Raw genomic sequence first — 20,850 nt, forward strand, 5'->3', positions numbered from 1 at the left:
GTGCGCCGTTCAATAGCCCGGGTGCGCTCATCAAACCGATCCATTGACTCGCGAAAAAACTGGGCCAGCATCGCCTGTCCTTCCCGCAGCTCTTGAATCAAAACCTGCTGGTTTTGTTGGACAAGGCGCAGCTCCTGCTGAGCGGCCTGCAATTCTCTTTGGGAGGCTTGCAATTCTCTCTGGGAGGCTTGTAGCTCCTGGATGGCTTGAATCAGCCACTGCTCTTGCTCAGGGGTCATGGTTGCTGAAGCACTACAGAATAAGGAAATCCTACCACTGCCAATTCTCCTCTCCCTCTGGGTGAGGGCCTCAGCAGCGCGGAGCGCTCGAACACCCCCTTGGGCCACCCAAAACAAAAACCCCTCTCTCTTTGGAAGAGGGGCTGGGGTTGAGGACGGAAATTCAAGCTCGATCAGTAAAGGGCTTCTTCTTGGTGGGTGATGATGGTGCAGTCGGAAGTAGGGTAAGCCACACAGGTCAGCACATAGCCCTGCTCGATCTGATCATCATCCAGGAAGGACTGATCGCTTTGATCCACCGTGCCGCTCACCAGCTTGCCGGCACAGGTCGAACAGGCACCGGCGCGGCAGGAATAGGGCAGCTCGATCCCTTGCTCTTCCGCCACGTCCAAAATGTACTCATCGTCCGGCACATCGATGGTGACGTTTAAGCCTTGCTCCTCGTTGATCAGAGTGACCTTGTAGGTAGCCATCCTGGGTGTGTCTCCAGAAAAAACATCCACTCCTCATCCTGCCACCCTTCTGCCCCGGATCAAGCATCCTTTTGTGAGGAAATAGGCAAATCTTCCGGTTTTTTCCAGGTGGATCCGCAAAAGCCATGCCGGGCAAGGATTCTGACTGCTCTTCCGGTGGCTCCACCTGCTTTGCTCCCAGAAGCCGCCACCCGACTCCTTCCCGGGACCCTGCCCGGTGTCTGTGACCCACGTCACCTTTGATCTTGTCCAGAAAAAATCGGCAGTACTTGCCAAAGCGAGCTGATTGACTTGTATGATAAGCAGAGTAAACGGACGAGCCGCTTATCCAAGCGCGTGTGCGTCTTCCCTCGATTGGCTCTTTCCTACGGCCTGGCTTGCCCTGGGCGAGTTGATCGGGTAAGTTAAGGGAAGTGTTCAGCCGAACCCTACTTTTTTGGTTAAGAGGAGAACAATGAACGGAACAATGCACAAGTGGCTGCTGAAGTCACTCGGGTCTCTGTCTCTGGCTTCCACAGTGGTGCTGCTGCCCCTGCTGCTCACCGGCTGCGGTGAAAGCAGCACCGGCACCGTCACACCCGTACCGCCGCCGCCCCCACCACCCCCACCGGCTCCCCCGGCTCCCCCGGCTCCGCCGCCACCAACTCCAACCCCGGTGGGACGGGTTATCGCCATTACCCCGGCGGATGGCACCACCAACGTTTCTATCACCACCAGCATTGTTATTCGCTTCAGCGAGCCGGTGCGCGAGGCTCCCTTCACTCAGGCCTTGAGCATCACCTCGGTGGCGCCGCAAGCGGGAGTTGTGCCGGCTCGCGACTTGGCCTTCAATGCCGACCGCACTCAGGTCACCATCACCTTCCGCACGCCGCTCACCAACGATGCCGTGTACCGGGTTGTCATCTCGCGGGCAGTGCCGGACTTGTTTGCTTCTGGGCGCAGTCTGCCGGAAGACTTTGTGGCCACCTTCACCACCGGTGCTGTGGCAGCTCCGGAGGGTCCCATCAGCCTGCTGCCGACGCAACTGGCCGCCATCACGCCAGGTGGACAGATTTTCTCCAGCCCAGTTGTTATTCCGGTAGGTTATGGCATTCGCCGCGCAGGTGCGGCTGAGAACCTGCCGGTGGGGGTTTACAGCGACTATCGGGCGGTGCTGTCCTTCCCGATTCCGGCCAGCATTCCGGGCAATGCGGTGGTGCAGGCAGCCCAGTTGACGCTGGTGCAGTTGCCCTCCAACGACTCGGCAGTGTTTGGTGATTTTGGCGACAGGGGACGGGGCTTCTTCTTCCTGGATCCGACACCGCACAACCTGCCGTCCAACAACGTGGTGTTCCAGGAAGTGACCTTGGGTGCGCCCAACAACGTGGTGTCCAGCGACTTCTTTGCGCCGGCTTCCACGCCCACCTTTGTGGCTCTGAGCATCAACGGCAACGTGTTGGGTGGGGATGTGTCGGCGGGGCCGCGCACGGCGGATGTGCGGCCTGGGGTGCAGCGGTCGGTGTCGGCGCCAGGCCCGCGCTTCTACCAGGTGCGGCTGCAGTGTGCGCGGGAAGTGTGGAACAACCAGGCGACCCCGGTATTTTTGGTTACCACGGGGACGACGTCGGTGACCACCACGGGCATTGTGACGGCGACGCAGCGCTTCAATGTGACGGCAACGCAGACCTTTGCCATCACGGGCGTGGTAAGCGCGACGGTTTCTCAGACCGTCACGGGCGCGGTAACACTCACCATCTCGGGTACTGCTAGTGCAATTACATTAGGTCAAACTTTCATCTTCACTGGCATTGGGATTGCCTCGATCTTCTTTACCGGTTCCCTCACAGGGGGCTTTGGTGCGACCTCTGTAGCCTCGGCAACGGTGTCGGCTGCTGTCACCGGTACGGTTGTCGGCTCCGAAACCCGCTCCGAGACGGTCACGGTCACTGGCTCCGTCACGGCTTCTGCCACCACCACCGTCTCTCCCTTCGAACGTCTTTCTCCCCCCAATCCTGGCTTTGAAGTCAGCCAGGGGACCAGCGGGGTCTGCCGCGCCGAGTTCGACAGAGAGCCGGCTGCTGGAACAGGCGCTCTGCCGATTACCACCGCTCGCGGCCCACGTCTGGACATCACCTTCACCATCCCGCGGTAGTCCATACACTCTATCTGGCTTTAGGGCTGGGTCTGTTGACTTTTAGGCGGCAGGCGTTCAGATGGAAAAGGTGGGTGGGTCTTAAGTGCCTACCCACTTTTCTAGGCTGTTAAGCCTACCAAAGGCAGGTGAAGCACTATTCGTTTGATAGAATTGTCTAAGTTAAGACTCAGGGATATGGGAACCGAAATTCAAAAGCTCCTTAAGCAAGCATTTGGCCATCATCAGTCGGGCGAGTGGGATCAGGCCGAGGAATGCTACCTAGAAATCTTAAAGCTAGAACCCAACCATCTTGATGCTACTCAGTATTTGGGTATACTGGCCTACCAACAACAACAGTATGTCAAATCTGTAGAATACTTAGAACGGTGTATAGGTCTTGGTCAAAGGTCGGCATCGTTGTATGTCAACTTAGGTGCAGTCTACGAGAAGCTAGATCAGCTAGAAAAGGCCCTAGAATGCTACCGACAAGCTACCCAAATAGATCCAGAAAGTCTCAACGCAAACTTTAACTTAGGTCTGGCTCTAATTCAACTCGAGCAGTGGGAAGAAGCCCAGAAAGCCTTTCTAAAAGTTTTAGAGTTGAACCCTCAAGAGTATGAGGCAGCTTATTTTCTTGGGCAAGTCTTGCTGAAGTTAGGTCAGGTCAATAGTGCCATCAGCATCCTAAAAAAAGCAGTAAAGGACAAGTCGGATTACGTTGAGGCTCATCTTCAGTTGATTGATGCCCTCTCTTTAGCTGGAAACAAAGAAGAGGCAATTCAACACGCGAGACAAGCAGAACCGCAATTTCCGGCTAGTGCTGATTTACAGCTTAAGCTAGGTTTATTGCTGGCAGAGTCGATGCAGTATGAAGATGCGATTGTTGCCCTAGAGAAAGCCTTGATGATCAAGTCTTCTGCTGTTATTCATCTAAATCTTGGGAAAATCTATGGCGAAATTGGTCAAGAAGATAAGGAAATAGCGCACTACAAAAAAGCTATAGCAATCAATCCAACCTATGCGAAAGCCTACAATAACTTGGGGGCGGCACTAAGCCGAAAGATACGACACCAAACTGCAACAGAGATAGCTGCACAGGAACTAAGCTTGGGAGGTAAAAAAGATCTTGAAAGTCAATGCCAAATTATTCAAGCTGCAAGAGACTGCTTTCAGATTGCTATTTCTCTAGATTCGGAATACGCTGAAGCTCATCACAACCTAGGTATTCTCTACAGGGCAGAAAAGCGGCTAGATCTAGCCAGATATCATATATGCCTTGCTATTGAGATCAACCCAGAAGAATCAGATTACTGGCACAGCTTAGGATGCTGCTACTTAGACTTGGCCATAGCCGACAAGGCAGTTAGATGTTTTGAGCGAGCGATCGGCTTAGATCCAACATCTGCTCGAGCATATAACAACTTGGGTCTTGCTCATCGACTACTGCAAAATAGAGAGGAAGCAGAGTTCGCTTTTCACAGAGCTGCAGAGCTTTCGCCGGACCTTGCAGAAGTCTATTGCAATATCGGAGTCAGACTCTTCGAGCAGAAAAAGTACGATGATGCTCTGGAGCACTTCCAGGAAGCGATAAGACTTAAGCCTGAGCTAGCCGATGCCTATTTTTACAAGGGCTTAACCCTTAGCAAGCAATCCCGGACTCAAGACGCGATAGATAGTTATTTGCTAGCTATCGAGAGGAAGCCAAACTTTGCTGCTGCATATCAGAGTTTGGGTGGTGCTTATCTAGAGCAATGCAGACTGGACGAAGCTCTAGAGAACTACAGGAAGGCCCTGGAAGTTGCTCCTGGCTTCGCAGGTGCAATGTCGAATATCCTAATGGTTTCACATTATTCTGAGAAGTTTGACCCTGTGGAAACATTTATAGAGCATCAAAAGTGGGGTATTTCCTACCAAAGCCAGTATCAAAGCCACTGGAGACCTTATGCAAACTCGCGAACTACCCAGCGTCCCCTCAAGATTGGCTATCTATCGGGTGATTTTCGATTGCACTCGGTACATTTTTTCATGAGCTCAATCTACGATTGCCACAACCAGGAAAAATTCCAAATCTACTGCTACTCAAATGTTGATCAACCTGACACAGTAACTGAGCAGCTCTCCAAATGGTCAACGGGATGGCGAGATATTCACAAGCTAAGTGACGAGAAAGCTGCAAAGTTAATCAGAGAAGATCAGATTGATATTCTAGTGGATCTAAGTGGCCATACCGGCGGCACAAGAGTACACTTAATGGCTTTGCGTCCGGCCCCTGTACAAGTTACGTACCTTGGCTACCCCGACACCACAGGTATGACCGTCGTGGACTACAGGATAACAGATAGTTTTGCCGATCCTTATGATGTAACCGATAGTCTGCACACAGAGAAGTTGATAAGGATGCCTCATAGCTTTCTTTGTTACAAGCCCTCTCGTGAGGCACCGGAGATTGTGGATCCTCCTGTGGTTAGAAACGGCTTTATCACGTTTGGATGCTGCAACAACCCTTCCAAGATCACTCCCAGAGTCATTAAGTTATGGGCAGATGTATTGAAGGCAGTGCCCCATTCAGTTCTGCGCCTGAAAAATCAGCGATATAGAGATGAAAGCACCCGTAAACTCTTTTTGGAAAGAATTGGAAGACACGGCATTCCAGACGAGAGAGTCAAGCTAGAATATGATAGACAGGGCTTTGCCGAGCATTACGCAGCCTATGGAGAAGTGGATATTGCTCTGGATCCCTTCCCTTACAACGGAACAACGACAACCTGCGAAACATTATGGATGGGAGTTCCGGTAATCACTCTGGAAGGTCTAGCACATGTTTCCAGAGTTGGAGTATCTATCTTGAGAACAGTGGACTTGCCGGAATTAATCGCACAGACGGAGCAAGACTACATTCGCATTGCCTCAAGGCTGTCTGAAGACATAGATCTTTTGGTCTGGATAAGGAGAACCATGCGGGAGCGACTCTCGCAATCACCACTTCTTAACGGCAAAACTTTTACAGCTTTCTTAGAGAAGGCTTACATCCTAATGTGGGAACAGTATTGCCAAGATAGAAAAGCTAGAATTAGGTTTACAGACTTGCCGTTCAAGTTTCGCAAGCACCCAAACTTAGCTCAACTCAGAAAGTAAGTTAGCTAGTAGGAGCAGACGACGAGAATGCTTAATCTACACATCGGTGGTAAAGAACCACATCCTGACTGGAAAATACTTAATATTTCGCCCTCTCCTGAGGTTGACTATGTTGCAAACGCAATAGATCTCAGTATGTTTGAGAACGAGAGCGTAGATCAAATATATGCCTCTCATGTTCTTGAGCATCTTAGTTGTCAAGAAGCAGGTGTGGCCTTAACAGAGTGGTATCGAGTCCTCAAGAAAGGAGGAAAGTTATTTGTTTCTGTACCTAATCTAAAGACGCTGTCCAAGCTTATACTAAGAGATGATCTCTTGTACGACGAATTGATACATGTTATTAGCATGATTTACGGCGGTCAAATTGACCAGTATGACTTCCATAAATACGGCTATACCATTGAAAACCTGACTCACCTGCTTAAGACCGTTGGTTTTGGCTTTATCATTCAAGTAGACCAATTTGGCATGTTTAGAGATGCAAGCACAATTGTCTACTGCAACGAACTTATCAGCCTAAATGTAATTGCCCACAAAGAGTGAGGGGAACCATGTCTGAGCTGTCCATAGCCTCTGTTTTGGGAACCTCAATGCCTCGGATTAAAGTAATTGCCGTAGGGGCATCTGATATTGGAGCTCCTGAGATATATGCCGAAATCATTCGGAAGGACTATGGAGAGTTAATTGGATTCGAGCCTGATCCTGAGGCTTACAACCGCTTAATTGAGAGAATTCGACAAGGTGATGGCAGTTCTAACGTCTTATACCTTCCTATGGCGGTTGGCGATGGTTCTGAATCTAACCTTTACCTGACCAACAGCGGAATGACATCCTCTCTGTTTAGACCCAATTATCATCTGTTGGAAAAGTTTCACGATCTGGCTGAGCTTTACCAAGTTGTCTCAGAGAAGAAAGTAAAGACTGTTCGATTGGATGATTTGGAAGAAGTCTCAGACGCTGACTGGCTTGTTATGGATACTCAAGGCAGTGAGCTAAATATTATTCGCGGAGCTAGCCGTCTCCTAGAGGAGAGCATTGTAGTAGTTCAAACTGAGGTTCTATTTATCCCTCACTACATCGGCCAGCCGTTGTTCTCTGATATAGATATCGCTCTGAGAGAATGCGGCTTTCTAATTCATAGCTTAACCGGGATTTCCTGTCCACTTATGAAGTCATTTCCGAAGAGCCTTACGTCTTTGCGCACTCAGGCATCTTGGACAGACTTTATTTATGCAAAAGACTTTATGCGATTGGGAGAGCTGACATCAAGAAAGCGGCTAGCGCTTGCCACGATCCTCCATGAGGTCTATCGTTCTTATGACTTATGCTCTCACGTTCTCAGAACTCATGATGAGATAGAAGGTACTTCATTTTACGACATCTACATTTCAAAGCTCTAGGATCTTAGACTTTTTGCCTTTGATTTGAGGAAAGACCACATTCGCTTAGCGGCCTGTTCCCAGGTCATGCTTTTCGTATAATCTAATCCTCGTGAGACTATGGTATTTCTATACCTTGTATCTCTTAGCTGATCAATAGTCTGCGATATGACATGCGGCTGCATGGATATCTCAATCCAAGGGTCAGTTTCTGTAGGCTGCCTTAATTGATGATCTTCAGATTCTCTCAAGATAATGACCGGGCAACCGCATCTCATTGCCTCGAAAGTGTAATTGCCCATTCCAAGTTCAGGTTCAATCTCAAACAATCCAACAGCTCCTGTGTAAAGCAGTGGTAAATCATCAGAACAAAGCCTAAGGTTATGGATTCGAGATCGAATTGGCTTGGATAAATCCATAACAGATTCTAGTGGCACATCAACTTTACTTCCATCAACTGATAGGTAAACAAGCTCAGGGACTTGTCCAGATACTAATTCGCTTACACTATCCAAGAGAGCAAATAGAGCTATCTTTCTTCGTTCCCCCGTTCCCGCTCTAAAAATGATATAGGGACGAGTTAGGTCTTTTTCTTCCCGAAACTTTCTTACCTTTAGAGGGGGCGATGGCATCAAGTCACTGTGCAGACCTGGGTAGATAACCCCAATATCTTCACTAGAAATACCTGGATATTTCCTCATTAAATCTGATGACACCCGCTTGGAAGGACATATAAATGCCGATGCAGCCAAAATGGTATTATGTTTCTCCTGTGCTGCTAAGCTTGGTAAGAACTCTTGGACTTCGTCCATACTATAAACCATAGCTACGCTTGAGGTTTTGAGGGGATACGTATACAAAGTTGAGATAAAAATGGATGCATTGACTTGATCACAGGCACTTTGCAGACCTATATGATCAGACTCAGCATTCTCATAGCTGTAATCAGGGATTAGGGCTACAACAGTGTCGCCTGGAAAACCTATACGTTGGCTTTCTCTCACTAAGACTATAAAGTCTCGAGTATATCCAAGCCTTACCCACTCACCTATGACGTTGCACCAGAAACTTGTAATAGAGGGTGGAGTCTCTAAATTAGGCTGTAGGGCAACACCATCAACAACGATCATTGCTTTTCCTCAACCAGATCCCAAAGTAAAGAAGACAGGCTTGGATCAAGCTCTTTGGAGGGGAATGAGCCTTCTTCTAAGATACCCTCTCTCTTAAGGTTCACGTAGCGAGCTTCCGGCACCGCCACTAAGTTTACAGTCGAGAGGTTGCGAGCTTGTTTGCGAGCCATTGATAACTCATTCAAAGCGGGGTTATATGCAAAGAAAGTATATCCTAGCTCTGATAAGTAAGAAGAAACTTCTCGTGATGCAGATCCTAAATCACCTTTTGCCTCTACTTGAATGATGGGGCTACAACTCTTTATGAGTTCTCGGCCACCTCGTATAACGTCAAAGGAGTCGGTAAAAACATCCACCTTGATCATATCAACTGAGGGGCATTCCAGAGAGCGCCACCATTCGTCTAGTGTAACTTTTTGAACGGTTTTTACAGGATGAGTTATTCCAACTAGACTTTTTACTACTCGATTACACGCGCTATCATCACTTTCTAGGAAGTATGCCTTTCCTGACTCACTATCCAGCGCACAAGGGATTACTGTAACTTGTGGTAGCTGATTCATGTTTGCATTGTGTTTCAGTATTTCCACACAAGCCTGAGTCGGCTCAAATGCAACTACCTTTCCTTCAGAACCTACTGCCTGAGCCGCAACAAGAGTGTATGAACCTACGTTTGCCCCCACATCTATAAATGTCATTCCCGGTTTTAGGTAAGACTTGACAAAGTCAATCTCCGCCTCAAACCATCTTCCTTGGGCCAAATGACAATGGGTAACGACCGAATCCAGACTGCCTTCCAGACTCATGATGTGGTTTTCATATGGCACATCAATAACTTCTATTGAGTTCTTTTGACTTGATAGCTTTGGATTATCCGTTTTTCCTCGAAAGAAACTCACAGATACTTGAAAGCAAGCCTCAGTCCACTTTCTAATGGCTTTTGTGGTTGCTTGGGCTTGATTTTGCCTCAGGTAATGTATACCTTCGACCTGCAAACTTCTGGATAATCCAAGACCTACGACTGCTTGGGCTTGTAAATCCTTTGGGTAAATGGCTGCGGCAATGCGCCAGAAGGGCATCGCCTGAGGTTGGTAGTATAATGCTATCCTTTCAGCTATCCAACGAGCTAGGTAGTACAGGTACTGATCTACAGACGGAAGAGCCAGACCAAAATCGTCTTCTAGCTGAAAGTAGGGAGAATCAATCCGCCATGCTAGTTCGTAACCTTCTGTGTTGGGAGGGGGAATATCTCTCCACTTCTCTGGGTCTAGCTCTAGCTGGTTCAGAAGCTTTACTGCTTCTTCCATAACAGTGAAAGAGACCCCTAGAACCCAAAGCGAATGGAGTCTATTTAATAAGCAAGGCAGATGATTTGGTTCAACGTCAGAGCCTTGGTTCCAGTAGTAAAGCGCTACTGACCAAGCATTTCTTCTTTCCTTGGACGTGGGAGCTGTCGCCGCTATGCGAATTTGATTAATCCCAAGGGTGTTCCAGGTTGAGCCTGTTTCGAAAGATGTAGCTACCATTCTCTATACCTAGATTTAACTCAGAGTCTGGACAGGATTAGACCACCTAAAATAGGTACCGGTAAGAGCTCTTGACTTCGCCATCTAATCACCTTAATCATTGCTGAGCAGGCTCAAATTTTTCTTGATCCAAAACCTATGTCTGGGGAAATCTTCATTACATAAGAACTGTGCCGGAACTATTCCGAATGAGTATCATTCCGAATGAGTATCATCTTTGAACATATAAACTCACCACTCTCACCAACATGAGGGAACCGCAGCCACAGTCTTTCCGAGGACCACTAAATGCTATCATAGTTTTCATCCTGTAGGATCCCGTTAGAGAGTCAGCTTGGGTAAGTCTAGGTTAAGTATTGTGTAGGAAGCACTGCGCAAAGTTGGAGGATCCCTTGTCTGCCCGTTGTCTGTGGAGTTGTCTGGCCAGGTTTTGGCAGGTTGGGTATCTCTTCAGCCGCATCTCAGAGCTCAAGCTGTATAATTCGCCTTTGCCTTCTCAGCTAACATCTGTCGAACTTGCCCTGAGGCAGTGCATTTTGCGAGGTTACACTCATGTCGCGATACATCAGTACCTATGCTCTCATCTTTACCTTGGGCAGTGTAATCGCCTGCACACAGGCAGCTCCTGTGCAAGCTCCTGACCAGGTGGTGAAAACGTTTATCGCAGCCACCGAGAAGGGAGACTGGGGCACGGCAGACGGCTACCTGACGGAGCGCTTCAGCAATGCCCTCCGGCCGGGATCCCTGCCTTCGATTTGGGGCACGGTGGGGGAGAACGTGCAGGTGCGCAACCAAGAGGTGACCGGGAAGACGGCCTATGTCTGGGTGGAGGGCACCGACTCGCTGGAGGATGCGGCCCAGCGCCTGGGGCTGGATCCCTTGACGTTGCGCAAGTATTTGACCCAGCCGGATCTGGCGGATCCCACCTATCAGCAGTTGGCCCCGCAGTTGGTGGGGATGCGCCTGGAGGGAGAGACGGTAACCTCCCGCGTCAAGATCACCCTCTACCAGCAAGACCGCGGCTGGCGAATTGAAGTGTGGCAGCCGGATAAGCCACCTGCTGCTTCGGGATCCCAGCCGGAAAAGCCAGAAGAGACGGAAGCAGCGGATCCCGGTGAAAATTCTGCATCTCCAACCGAGAACCCCTAGGACTGTTACCTGCAGGGAGATTGGGGAGGGTGTGGATGTGAGAGCGTGGTTTTTCTTGGTGCTGGCTCTGCTGCCCCTGGGGGGTTGCTGGCAGGCCAAAACGGCGGAGGAAACGCTGCAGGCGTTCGTCCAGGCGGCCAATGCTCGGGATTTTGCCACGGCAGAAGCCTTGCTCACCCCGCGGCTGCTGAAAGGGATCCCTCCGGGGGCCTTGGATCAATCATGGCCCTCGGCGGAGGAGTTCACCCTCACCCCTATCCAAGAGGTGGGCAATACGGCCATTTTCCGGGTGGACTCGATCCTAAGGCCAGAAGCAGTGGTACCGACTTTGCGCTTCCAGTTCACCACCGAGGAGCTGCAACAATTTTTAACAGACCCGGAGCGGGAGGATCCCCGTTTTCGCCCTTTTCGCTCCCAGTTGGGCTTCTACGAGCCTTTGCCGGAGGGTCGTCTGCGCTCGGTTATGGAGGTTACCCTCTATCGCCAGGCTCAAGGGTGGCGGGTGGAGTTGGCTCGGCTGCAGCCTTTAAATACAGAGGTTCTCTACGAGCCAATCAAGTTAGCGGAAGAAGCACAGCCTTTCCAACTAACTGGGACGGTGCGACTTCTCAACCGCAAGGAGGGCTGGATTGGGGTCAACTTGGAAAAAGTCAGCCCCAGCTTGGAGCGCTACGCGGGCACGTGGGTCTCGGTGGTTCCTGCTGAGGATGTTCAAGTGACCCGCCTTGGCCGTTCTGCCAGTTGGCTGGATCTGCGCCCAGGCGATGCGGTGGAAATGGAAGGCACTGTTCGGTTCGCCGTCAACGTCGATGCGGAAGGATCGATCCCAGCGGCCATTCGGGCCGAGCAAATCAGGGTACTCAAAGCAGACTCAAAAGCAGACTCAGAGGGATCCGGATCCCAGCCTTAGGTGGGACAGCTCCTGAGGGAGCAAGTCCTGTTAACGCAGGGGAGAGTCCAACAGCACCACCAGCCGCTCTTCCAGGAACTTGAGATTGGCCACCACTTGGTTAAAGGCCTCTTCGGGGGTCCAATCCATGAGATCTACCGCCTTGGCCGCCAGGGCCTGTACAGGAACAGGCTCTTCTCCAAAAACATCGATCAACCAGCGCACCGAGAAGGGATCGATGGTGATGTTGCCCTCGGAGCCGGGCCAGCCGTTGATGTTGACCGGGCCATTGTCGCGGATGGCATTCTCAAAGGCAGCCTTGGCATTGAGCCTCAGCAGCAGGGGATGGGCGTGTACCGAGCCATTTCTCCATTCCTCGCTGCTGAAGGGTTGAGGAGAAGTCGCTCCGGTGGGGTGGCCACACCAGAAGTCGATCAGGCGGGTCAGGTTAGGAAAGATTAACTCGATAAAGTGCAGCAGCTCCTCTTGGTTGAGCTTTTTGATTTGGCGCAGAGCGTAGGGAACGGGCTTGGTGAGGACCCGCTCCAGCTTCCACTGCTGCCAATTGACCATACTGATGAACTCCAGCCCGGCCTGGCGGAGCATCTGGAAAACCTGAGGCACGGTAAAGCCTTTGTCGCTGCGCAGCAGAAAGTTGGCCAGGATCCCATTGGTGGTTTTGATGGCATCCCCCTGCCAGTGGCTTTTGACGAAGCTGCCCTCGTGGAGGGCATCCATCACTTCCCTCAAGATGGGAACGGCTTTGGCAGCCGGCTCATCCATCACCCCCAGCAGCTCCATGGCATCCTGCATGTTGAAGATAAACTGGCGCTGGTAAAGGCTGTGGACATTGGTGCGGATGATGCCGTCCGGTTTGAGGACTTGGCGCATGCCTTTCAGCCCCGCCACCGGATCGTCCAGCAGGTAGAGCACGTCGTTGCAGGCGATGAAATCGAATTGCTCCCCCAAGGCCCTCAGGTCGGTGATGTCCATCACCTCGAAGCGCACGTCTGGAATCTGGTGAAACTCAAAGCGCTGCCGGGCCATTTTCAGGGATTCTGCCGAGATGTCCACCCCGACGAAGGTGGCACCCGGATTGGCCGTGGCCAGCACAAGGGTTTCCCAGCCGGAGCCACAGCCGGCGTTGAGCATTACTTTGCCCTCCGGTTTCACCACCTTGCGGTTGCGGCGATAGTAAGCGGTGGTGAGGCTGTTGGCAAAAAGCGCGAAGTTATCCGTAACCGTCTGCTCAATCGGGACATTCGGGTAGGGAAATTCGTCAAACTGCGCCTGAACCAAGCGGGACGTCGATTGCTCCGGCATAGGGATCCCTGCCTCTGTAGGACTGATTAGGATTCTAAAGCGATTCCAGGGTTTAACCTAGGCGCTGCTCGGTTTCGGGATCGAACAGGTGGAAGCGATCCATGTCGAAGATCACTTCCGCCCACTGGTTGACGCGCAGCTGGGTACGGGGATCCACGCGGGCAATAAACTCCTGCTCGGCCAGGATCCCTTCTCGGTCGCTGGTGCTGAGATAGAGGATTACTTCATGGCCCACCAGCTCCGTTACCGAGACCTTAGCCCGCACCGGGGCAGGTTGGATCCCTGGGGGTTGGTAGTGGGGATCGTGGATGTTTTCCGGGCGGATGCCGAAGATGACCGACTTGCCGACGTATTGCCAATAGGGCTCTGCCTGGTGGGGCGGGATGGCCACGCGGAAGGCGCCGGTATCGATCCAGAGGGTGCCCTCCTGCTCCCGCAGCTTGGCCTGGAAGAAATTCATGGCGGGGCTGCCGATGAACCCGGCCACAAACAGGTTGGCCGGGCGGGTGTAGAGGGTGTGGGGGGTATCCACCTGCTGCAGGCGGCCATCCTTCATGACGGCGATGCGGTTGCCCATGGTCATGGCCTCCACTTGGTCGTGGGTGACGTAGATGAAGGTGGTGCCCAGTTGCATGTGCAACTTGCTGATCTCGGCCCGCGCCTGTACCCGCAGCTTGGCATCCAAGTTGGAGAGGGGCTCATCCATCAAAAACACCGCCGGATTGCGCACAATGGCCCGCCCGACGGCAACCCGCTGCCGTTGCCCACCCGAAAGTTCCTTGGGCTTGCGGTTGAGCAGGTGTTCGATCCCAAGGCGCTTGGCCACCCCTCTGACCCGGCTTTCGATCTCCGCCCGTGGCAGGCCGCGCAGCTTGAGGCCAAAGGCCATGTTCTCGGCCACGGTCATGTGGGGGTAGAGGGCGTAGGATTGGAAGACCATGGCGATATCCCGATCCTTGGGGGGGACATCGTTCACCCGTCGATCGCCAATGTAGATGGAGCCGGCGCTCACTTCTTCCAAGCCGGCCAGCATGCGCAGGGAGGTGGTTTTGCCGCAGCCGGAGGGGCCGACAAAGACGAGAAATTCCCCGTCTTCGACGGTGATGTTCAGGTCATGGACGGCGGTGGTGTCTCTGTAGCGCTTGGTAACGTGTTCGTAGGTAACGCTGGCCATGCTCTCAACCTTGGCTCCGTTGCGCACTCAAACCCTATCCAAAGCGGCGGGCAAAAGTCAAATGGGGTTCGGTTTAAGTTCGCTAGGGAAGGCTGGGGATCACTGCAGCGAACCCGATTTATTCCTGCTTGAAATGAGCGCAAGCTGAAAAACCAAAACGCAAAAAAGGACTAAAAAAGGGTAGGCGATGAGCCTACCCCTATGGGATCTTTTTTCCTCATGGAAAATTGCCTAACCTCAGAGCAGCTTCAGCTACGCCCATCAGGAGACAACGCTCACTTTAACCACTTGGGCTTTTTCAGAGTCTGCCTTGGGCAAGGTGAGGGTGAGGATCCCATCTTTGTATTCGGCTTTCACCTGATCGTGTTTGATCCGGTTCGGCAGTGGGATCACCCGTTGGAAGCGCCCATAACGGAATTCAGTCCGGGTTACCCCTTTGTCTTCAGAGCGCTTCTCAAATCGCCGTTCCCCGGTGATGGAGACCGCTTCGGCTGTCGCTTGGATATCCAAGTCGTTGGGGTTCAAGCCGGGCAGCTCCAGCTTCAGGGTAATGGTTTCGGGATCATCGTGCATCTCCACTGCCGGCATGAAGGCGAAGCCGTCAGCTTCGGTGGTGCGAGGGATCAACCGGTCGAACATCCGGTTCATTTCCCGTTGAATTTCGTCAATTTCACGAAATGGATCCCAGCGGACAAGAGCCATAGAGCATCCTCCTCCTCTGTTTTGCTTTTTTTGACTTCCACTTCGAGTTTGGAGCTTAGCTTTTGGGGCTCAACTTTAGAGGTGCAAGCAAAACCTCTATGCTTCTAGTGTAGTCAAATCCGTTCCGGGAAATGTAGGGTTTTCTGGAATGTTTCTTAGGTATTTACCCTACAGGTTTATCTATCCAAAACCCTCTAGGACTCCGTATGTTTGGGGCGGCGATGGGGTTTTGTTGGTAACCACATACTGAGGCCGGTTGCCACCATCACCAGCAGCCCCAGTCCGTTTAAGAAGGGGTAAACCGCTTGCAGGTCGAGGGGGCCCCACTGCCCTTTGTGGATTTGGATCAGCCAGTAGTAGTCGAAGTTTTCGTTAAGGCGGGCAATTTGATAGAGGGATCCCGTTAGCACCGTTACCACCAAAGGCAAGGCCAGGATGGGGGCAAGGGTGCGGTGGATGCGGCGGATCCTCTTTGGATTCAGGGCCATTGAGCTTTCTCCAGGGCAATGGGGCGATCCCTGCCATGCTATCAGGGCAGCTAGCCCCTATTCTCGCTCAAGAACGGCTCCTGGACAGCTCCTCCACGTGCTGCCGCGGGATGACCCGTCCTTCGTCCTCAAAGCCAGGGATCTCGTGGAAGTTGAGGTAGCGGTACAGCTCGCCGGCAAAGGGCTGGATCTTGGTGGAGACGATCTCTCGGTACTCCTCAGGGGTGGGGATCCGGCCCAAAAGGGCGCAGGCGGCGGCCAGCTCGGCGGATCCCAGATAAACCCGCGCGTCTTTGCCCATGCGGTTGTTGAAGTTGCGGGTGGAGGTGGACATGACGGTGGCCCCGTCTTCCACGCGGGCTTGGTTGCCCATACACAAGCTGCATCCCGGCATTTCCGTTCTGGCCCCGGCGGCAGCAAAGATGCCGTATACGCCTTCCGAGCGCAGTTGTGCCTCATCCATGCGGGTGGGCGGACAGATCCAGAATTGGCGCACCTTGGCCCGCCCTTGGCCTTCCAGGATTTTGGCGGCGGCGCGGTAGTGGCCGATGTTGGTCATGCAGGAGCCGATGAAAACTTCGTCAATCTTGATCGGCGTATCGGGGTTGCCGGCGGCGTGTTGGGCATGGACTTCGCTCAGGGTCATCACCTTGTCGGGATCGTTGGGGGCACAGACAATTGGCTCGGTGATGGTGCTGAGGTCGATTTCGATGACTTCGGCGTATTCAGCGTCGGCATCCGCCTCCAGGAGGGTGGGGCTGGCCAGCCAGGCTTCCATTTTGGCGATGCGCCGCAGCAAGGTTCTCGCATCCTGATAGCCGCGGGCGATCATGTTCTTCAGCAGCACCACGTTGGAGCGCAGATATTCTGAGACCGTCTCGAGGCTCAGCTGGATGGTACAGCCGGCACAGTTGCGCTCTGCCGAGGCATCGGTAAACTCAAAAGCTTGCTCCACCTTCAGATGCGGCAGGCCCTCGATCTCCATGATGCGCCCGGCAAAGACGTTTTTCTTGCCTTTTTTCTCAACGGTGAGCAGCCCCCTCTGAATGGCCACGTAGGGGATGGCATGGACAATGTCCCGCAGGGTGATCCCCGGCTGCAGTTCCCCCTTAAAGCGCACCAGCACCGATTCCGGCATGTCCAAGGGCATCACCCCCATGGCGGCGGCAAAGGCCACCAGACCGGATCCCGCCGGGAAGGAGATCCCCAAGGGGAAGCGGGTGTGGGAGTCGCCCCCGGTGCCGACGGTATCCGGCAGGAGCATGCGGTTGAGCCAGGAGTGGATAATGCCATCGCCGGGACGCAGGACAACGCCCCCGCGGGAAGCGAAAAAGTCGGGCAGCTCTTTGTGGATCTGGATGTCCACCGGCTTGGGATAGGCGGCGGTGTGGCAGAAGCTCTGCAGCACTAGGTCGGCGTTGAAGCCCAGACAGGCCAGCTCCTTCAGCTCATCGCGGGTCATGGGGCCGGTGGTGTCCTGGGATCCCACCGTGGTAATGAGGGGCTCACAACTGGTGCCCGGGCGCACGCCTGGCAGCCCACAGGCTTTGCCCACGATTTTTTGCGCTAGGGTATAGCCTTTGCCGGTGTCTGCCGGTGGAGTGGGGCGGATAAACAAGGTCGAGGGAGGCAAACCCAAGGCTTGGCGGGTTTTGTCGGTGAGGGCACGGCCAATCAACAGGGGAATACGTCCCCCCGCCCGCACTTCGTCGGGGAGGGTCACGGGCCGCAGGGAAAAGGTGGAGAGAACCTGGCCGGCCTCAGAGCGGATCACGCCTTCGTAGGGGCAAATGGTAACCACCATGCCGGTTTCCAGGCGGGAGACATCGCACTGGATGGGCAAGGCCCCGGCATCTTCGGCGGTGTTGAAGAAGATGGGCGCAATGGTGCCCCCCAGGATGACCCCCCCAGCCCGCTTGTTGGGCACATGGGGAATGTCGTGGCCGATGTGCCAGAGGAGTGAGTTGAGGGCGGATTTGCGGGAGGATCCCGTGCCTACCACATCCCCCACAAAGGCGACCGGATGGCCACGGCGCTTCAGCTCGGCAATGGCGGCCAGGGATCCCGGAGCGCGGGACTCCAGCATGGCCTGGGCGTGGAGGGGGATATCCGGGCGGGTGGTGGCGTGGGCGGCGGGGGAAAGGTCGTCGGTGTTGATCTCGCCGGCAACTTTGAACACCGTCACGGTGATGGCTGCGGCCAGGGGGTCTTTGGCGGTAAACCATTCGCCATTGGCCCAGGACTCGATCACCTGTTGGGCATAGGCATTGCCGGACTGGCTCAGCTCCAGCACGTCGTGAAAGGCATCGAAAACCAGCAGGGTGTGGCTGAGGGCGCGGGCTGCTGCCGCTGCAATCTCACTCCGGGGATCCCGCAACAGATCCAGCAAAACCTGGACGTTGTAGCCCCCCAGCATGGTGCCCAAGAGCTCCACCGCCCGCAGGGGAGTGATCAACGGGGATTCAACCTCCTCCTTGGCCACAGCGGCCAAAAAGCCCGCTTTCACATAGGCGGCTTCATCGACCCCCGGCGGGACGCGCTCTGTTAAGAGGTGCAACAAAAAGGCTTCTTCGCCAGCAGGCGGGGCCTTCAGGAGCTCGCACACCTGGCTGGTCTGGGCAGCGTTTAAGGGCAGCGGCGGGATCCCTTGGGCCTCGCGGGCAGCGGCGTGTTGGCGGTATTCGGCCAGCATGGGGGTTTAGGCACTCGACGTGGGTATTTATTCTACCGCTAGCTCGGCAGAGGAAAGGTCCTCGAGAAGGGATCCCATTCGCTGGCGGTAACTCAGTTTGGCCTAGGATAGCTCCGCCAACAGCTCTTTTTGGTAAAGGCCAATACAAGCTTGGATCAAGTCGTCCAGCTCCCCATCCAAGATGGGCTGCAGAGGGAAATTCTGGTTAAGGCGGTGGTCGGTAACGCGGTTGTCCTTGTAGTTGTAGGTGCGAATTTTTTCCGAGCGGGATCCCGTTCCCACCTGCATGCGCCGAGCAGAGCTGATGGAGGCCTGTTGCTCCTGCAGCTTCATCTCGTAGAGTTTGGCCCGCAAAATCTGCATGGCCCGCTGGCGGTTCTGCAGCTGGGAACGCTCCTCGGTACAAAACACCCGGATCCCGGTCGGCTTGTGAATGAGATCCACTGCCGTCTCCACCTTGTTGACGTTTTGGCCGCCTGCCCCCCCGGAGCGTGCCGTTTTGATTTCGATGTCTTTCGGGTCGATCACCACCTCCACTTCATCCACTTCCGGCATCACCGCCACCGTTGCCGTCGAGGTGTGGACACGCCCTTGCGCTTCTGTAACAGGCACCCGCTGCACCCGATGCACGCCGGCTTCAAACTTGAGCTTGCTGTACACCTGATCCCCTTGAATCTCCAGGATCGCCTCTTTGTAGCCCCCCAGCTCTCCTTCGGAGAGGCTGGCCAGACGCACCGACCAGCCCAGCTTCTCGGCGTAGCGGGTGTACATACGGGCCAGATCTGCCGCCCACAAAGCGGCCTCCTCTCCCCCCGTGCCGGCGCGAATCTCCAACATGATGTTCTTGTCGTCGTTGGGATCCCGGGGCAGCAGCAGCAGAGTGAGTTTTTCCTCCAGTTGCTCTTGGCGGGCACGCAGTTGCTCCAGTTCTGCTCTTGCCATCGCCTCCAGCTCCGGGTCGGAGGCCGATTCCCGCAAGAGCTCTTCCGTCTGCTGCAGATCGCGGTTCAGCTTTTGCCAGTCGTGAAAAGCCTCGACGGTGGCCTCTAGGGAGGAGCGGGCCTTGGCGATCCGCTGCAGCTCAGCGGGATCCGTGGCCACGTCCGGATCCGCCAAACGCACCGTCAGCTCCTGAAAGGTGGCTTCAACATTCTTAAGCTGGTCGATCAGTTGAGCAGAAGCCATAGATTCGCAATACCCAGGGATCCAAGCGTTGCCCACACCCGGAGGGGGGAACCTCTACTTGGCCTTTTTGCCACCTCCCATGCCGTATTTGCGCATGAACTTCTCCACCCGGCCTTCGCTGTCGATGATCTTCTGGCTGCCGGTGAAAAAGGGATGGTTGCCCGACCAAACATCCACCTTGAGCTCCGGCTTGGTGGATCCCACCGTCATCACCACTTCGCCGTTGCAGATGACTTTGGCTTCTGGATACCACTGCGGGTGCAATCCTTTCTTGGGCATAACCCTTTCCTCCTCTGGGCCTGTTTCTATACCCTTGTCTATCAACATCTTCCTCTAAAAACAACGGCAGGGATCCCTAGCGCTTCGAGTACTGGGGAGCCTTGCGGGCCTTGCGCAGGCCGTATTTCTTCCGCTCCACGGCGCGCGGATCCCGTTTCAGATAACCCTCTACTTTCAAAGGGCCGCGATTGGCCGGATCCACCTCGCAGAGGGCGCGCGCCACCCCCAGCTTGATCGCATCCGCCTGGCCGTGAACGCCGCCGCCATGGGCTCGCACCAGAATATCGTAGGAGTTTTCCAGACCAAGGATCTCCAGCGGCCCCTTCACACTGGCCAGCAGGGCTTCTTGATACTGCAGATACTGGTCTCCCGGCCTGTCGTTGATGATGATTTTGCCCGTGCCGGGCACCAAACGCACGCGGGCAACGGCGGTTTTGCGGCGTCCCGTTCCCCAATAAACGGCTCGTTGGCTGCTCGCTTGAGTCATGCTTTGGCTCCTGGGATCGTGTTGAGCGGATAAACTTGGGGCTGCTGGGCCTCATGAGGGTGGCTCGGCCCGACATAAACTTTCAACTTGGTGAATTGCCGCCGGCCCAAACGGGTGTGGGGCAACATTCCCTTGACCGCTTTTTCCACCACCCGCTCCGGCAGGCGCGCCTGCAGTTGGGCAAAGGTTTCTACTTTCATGCCGCCAGGACGGCCGGAGTGGCGGCGGTAGAGCTTTTGGGTGCGCTTTTTGCCGGTGACCACCACTTTCTCAGCGTTGATCACAATTACATAGTCCCCCGTATCCAGGTGAGGGGTGAAGTCCGGTTTGTGCTTACCCCGCAAGAGGGTGGCCACAGCGGCGGCCAAGCGGCCCAGGCGCTGATTAGCAGCATCCACCAGATACCAGCGGGGCGCCAGAGTTTCGGGGTTGGGAAGGGGAGTTTTGTTCATGGCAGGCAAGGAAACATATCAGGACAAGCTTGGAG

Annotated in this window: 18 protein-coding genes and 1 pseudogene; 6 read left to right on the forward strand and 13 right to left on the reverse strand. The window is 54.0% G+C overall.

What is annotated here, in order from left to right:
* Together NW816_RS10365 and NW816_RS10370 are read right to left on the reverse strand one after the other, a co-directional pair.
* Positions 1-239 (reverse strand): annotated as a pseudogene (locus tag NW816_RS10365) (hypothetical protein); the annotation flags it as partial.
* A 173-nt stretch (positions 240-412) separates the two neighbouring features.
* Positions 413-712, reverse strand: coding sequence for a ferredoxin (locus tag NW816_RS10370; RefSeq protein ID WP_011433206.1), 300 nt, complete (start codon positions 710-712; stop codon positions 413-415).
* Between the two features lie 454 nt (positions 713-1,166).
* Between NW816_RS10370 and NW816_RS10375 the strand changes: the two genes are divergently transcribed.
* The 4 genes from NW816_RS10375 to NW816_RS10390 all read left to right on the forward strand — a co-directional run bounded on the left by NW816_RS10375 (position 1,167) and on the right by NW816_RS10390 (position 7,360).
* Positions 1,167-2,843, forward strand: coding sequence for an Ig-like domain-containing protein (locus tag NW816_RS10375; protein ID WP_414409102.1), 1,677 nt, complete (start codon positions 1,167-1,169; stop codon positions 2,841-2,843).
* A gap of 177 nt (positions 2,844-3,020) precedes the next feature.
* Positions 3,021-5,960: a tetratricopeptide repeat protein gene (locus tag NW816_RS10380; RefSeq protein WP_414409103.1), complete on the forward strand. Its 2,940-nt coding sequence runs from the start codon at positions 3,021-3,023 to the stop codon at positions 5,958-5,960.
* A gap of 27 nt (positions 5,961-5,987) precedes the next feature.
* Positions 5,988-6,503, forward strand: coding sequence for a class I SAM-dependent methyltransferase (locus NW816_RS10385; protein ID WP_414357124.1), 516 nt, complete (start codon positions 5,988-5,990; stop codon positions 6,501-6,503).
* A gap of 8 nt (positions 6,504-6,511) precedes the next feature.
* On the forward strand, positions 6,512-7,360 hold the full coding sequence (locus NW816_RS10390) for an FkbM family methyltransferase (RefSeq protein WP_414409104.1): 849 nt from the start codon (positions 6,512-6,514) through the stop codon (positions 7,358-7,360).
* On the opposite strand, the gene NW816_RS10395 is transcribed toward NW816_RS10390, so the two are convergent.
* Entirely contained in the window at positions 7,357-8,469 is a 1,113-nt protein-coding gene (locus tag NW816_RS10395) for a hypothetical protein (protein WP_414409105.1), read from the reverse strand. The two genes, NW816_RS10390 and NW816_RS10395, sit on opposite strands and share 4 nt — an antisense overlap.
* A complete protein-coding gene (locus NW816_RS10400) occupies positions 8,466-9,995 on the reverse strand; it encodes an FkbM family methyltransferase (RefSeq protein ID WP_414409106.1) in 1,530 nt (509 codons plus the stop codon). Before NW816_RS10400 ends, NW816_RS10395 begins: the two co-directional genes overlap by 4 nt.
* 552 nt (positions 9,996-10,547) lie before the next feature.
* Here NW816_RS10400 and NW816_RS10405 point away from each other — a divergent pair.
* Together NW816_RS10405 and NW816_RS10410 are read left to right on the forward strand one after the other, a co-directional pair.
* The gene (locus NW816_RS10405) at positions 10,548-11,144 is read left to right on the forward strand and encodes a hypothetical protein (RefSeq protein ID WP_414409107.1); all 597 of its coding nucleotides are present in this window, start codon (positions 10,548-10,550) and stop codon (positions 11,142-11,144) included.
* 31 nt (positions 11,145-11,175) lie between these two features.
* Positions 11,176-12,054: a hypothetical protein gene (locus NW816_RS10410; protein WP_414409108.1), complete on the forward strand. Its 879-nt coding sequence runs from the start codon at positions 11,176-11,178 to the stop codon at positions 12,052-12,054.
* A gap of 30 nt (positions 12,055-12,084) precedes the next feature.
* On the opposite strand, the gene NW816_RS10415 is transcribed toward NW816_RS10410, so the two are convergent.
* The 9 genes from NW816_RS10415 to rplM form a co-directional block, all read right to left on the reverse strand.
* Positions 12,085-13,356 (reverse strand): class I SAM-dependent methyltransferase, encoded by a 1,272-nt coding sequence (locus NW816_RS10415; RefSeq protein WP_414409109.1) that lies wholly within the window; start codon positions 13,354-13,356, stop codon positions 12,085-12,087.
* A gap of 52 nt (positions 13,357-13,408) precedes the next feature.
* The gene (locus tag NW816_RS10420) at positions 13,409-14,530 is read right to left on the reverse strand and encodes an ABC transporter ATP-binding protein (RefSeq protein ID WP_414409110.1); all 1,122 of its coding nucleotides are present in this window, start codon (positions 14,528-14,530) and stop codon (positions 13,409-13,411) included.
* Positions 14,531-14,791: 261 nt separating this feature from the next.
* Complete coding sequence (locus NW816_RS10425) at positions 14,792-15,232, reverse strand: Hsp20/alpha crystallin family protein (RefSeq protein ID WP_011433199.1); 441 nt, start codon at positions 15,230-15,232, stop codon at positions 14,792-14,794.
* A 194-nt stretch (positions 15,233-15,426) separates the two neighbouring features.
* Positions 15,427-15,720 (reverse strand): PepSY domain-containing protein, encoded by a 294-nt coding sequence (locus NW816_RS10430; RefSeq protein ID WP_414355795.1) that lies wholly within the window; start codon positions 15,718-15,720, stop codon positions 15,427-15,429.
* A 67-nt stretch (positions 15,721-15,787) separates the two neighbouring features.
* Complete coding sequence (acnB, locus tag NW816_RS10435) at positions 15,788-18,412, reverse strand: bifunctional aconitate hydratase 2/2-methylisocitrate dehydratase (RefSeq protein ID WP_414409111.1); 2,625 nt, start codon at positions 18,410-18,412, stop codon at positions 15,788-15,790.
* A 102-nt stretch (positions 18,413-18,514) separates the two neighbouring features.
* Positions 18,515-19,597, reverse strand: a complete 1,083-nt coding sequence (gene prfA / locus NW816_RS10440; protein WP_414409112.1) for a peptide chain release factor 1 — start codon at positions 19,595-19,597, stop codon at positions 18,515-18,517.
* A gap of 54 nt (positions 19,598-19,651) precedes the next feature.
* Positions 19,652-19,876: a 50S ribosomal protein L31 gene (gene rpmE / locus NW816_RS10445; protein WP_414409113.1), complete on the reverse strand. Its 225-nt coding sequence runs from the start codon at positions 19,874-19,876 to the stop codon at positions 19,652-19,654.
* A gap of 76 nt (positions 19,877-19,952) precedes the next feature.
* Positions 19,953-20,363 carry a 30S ribosomal protein S9 gene (gene rpsI / locus NW816_RS10450; RefSeq protein ID WP_011433194.1) on the reverse strand — a complete coding sequence of 137 codons (411 nt, stop codon included), beginning with the start codon at positions 20,361-20,363 and terminating at the stop codon, positions 19,953-19,955.
* Positions 20,360-20,815 (reverse strand): 50S ribosomal protein L13, encoded by a 456-nt coding sequence (gene rplM, locus NW816_RS10455; protein WP_414355792.1) that lies wholly within the window; start codon positions 20,813-20,815, stop codon positions 20,360-20,362. The genes rpsI and rplM overlap by 4 nt, the downstream gene beginning before the upstream one ends.
* Positions 20,816-20,850: the final 35 nt, after the last annotated feature.

Origin of the sequence: Synechococcus sp. W55.1 (assembly GCF_047461655.1) — a bacterium.
GTDB lineage: Bacteria > Cyanobacteriota > Cyanobacteriia > Thermostichales > Thermostichaceae > Thermostichus.

What these genes read in the sequence shown, in the direction of transcription:
- rpmE (WP_414409113.1), bottom strand. Translation starts at nt 19,876, where the DNA reads ATGCCCAAGAAAGGATTGCACCCGCAGTGGTATCCAGAAGCCAAAGTC.
- NW816_RS10415 (WP_414409109.1), bottom strand. Translation starts at nt 13,356, where the DNA reads ATGCCGGAGCAATCGACGTCCCGCTTGGTTCAGGCGCAGTTTGACGAA.
- NW816_RS10390 (WP_414409104.1), top strand. Translation starts at nt 6,512, where the DNA reads ATGTCTGAGCTGTCCATAGCCTCTGTTTTGGGAACCTCAATGCCTCGG.
- acnB (WP_414409111.1), bottom strand. Translation starts at nt 18,412, where the DNA reads ATGCTGGCCGAATACCGCCAACACGCCGCTGCCCGCGAGGCCCAAGGG.
- rpsI (WP_011433194.1), bottom strand. Translation starts at nt 20,363, where the DNA reads ATGACTCAAGCGAGCAGCCAACGAGCCGTTTATTGGGGAACGGGACGC.
- NW816_RS10380 (WP_414409103.1), top strand. Translation starts at nt 3,021, where the DNA reads ATGGGAACCGAAATTCAAAAGCTCCTTAAGCAAGCATTTGGCCATCAT.
- NW816_RS10430 (WP_414355795.1), bottom strand. Translation starts at nt 15,720, where the DNA reads ATGGCCCTGAATCCAAAGAGGATCCGCCGCATCCACCGCACCCTTGCC.
- NW816_RS10405 (WP_414409107.1), top strand. Translation starts at nt 10,548, where the DNA reads ATGTCGCGATACATCAGTACCTATGCTCTCATCTTTACCTTGGGCAGT.
- NW816_RS10370 (WP_011433206.1), bottom strand. Translation starts at nt 712, where the DNA reads ATGGCTACCTACAAGGTCACTCTGATCAACGAGGAGCAAGGCTTAAAC.
- rplM (WP_414355792.1), bottom strand. Translation starts at nt 20,815, where the DNA reads ATGAACAAAACTCCCCTTCCCAACCCCGAAACTCTGGCGCCCCGCTGG.
- NW816_RS10385 (WP_414357124.1), top strand. Translation starts at nt 5,988, where the DNA reads ATGCTTAATCTACACATCGGTGGTAAAGAACCACATCCTGACTGGAAA.
- NW816_RS10375 (WP_414409102.1), top strand. Translation starts at nt 1,167, where the DNA reads ATGAACGGAACAATGCACAAGTGGCTGCTGAAGTCACTCGGGTCTCTG.
- NW816_RS10420 (WP_414409110.1), bottom strand. Translation starts at nt 14,530, where the DNA reads ATGGCCAGCGTTACCTACGAACACGTTACCAAGCGCTACAGAGACACC.
- NW816_RS10425 (WP_011433199.1), bottom strand. Translation starts at nt 15,232, where the DNA reads ATGGCTCTTGTCCGCTGGGATCCATTTCGTGAAATTGACGAAATTCAA.
- NW816_RS10395 (WP_414409105.1), bottom strand. Translation starts at nt 8,469, where the DNA reads ATGATCGTTGTTGATGGTGTTGCCCTACAGCCTAATTTAGAGACTCCA.
- NW816_RS10400 (WP_414409106.1), bottom strand. Translation starts at nt 9,995, where the DNA reads ATGGTAGCTACATCTTTCGAAACAGGCTCAACCTGGAACACCCTTGGG.
- prfA (WP_414409112.1), bottom strand. Translation starts at nt 19,597, where the DNA reads ATGGCTTCTGCTCAACTGATCGACCAGCTTAAGAATGTTGAAGCCACC.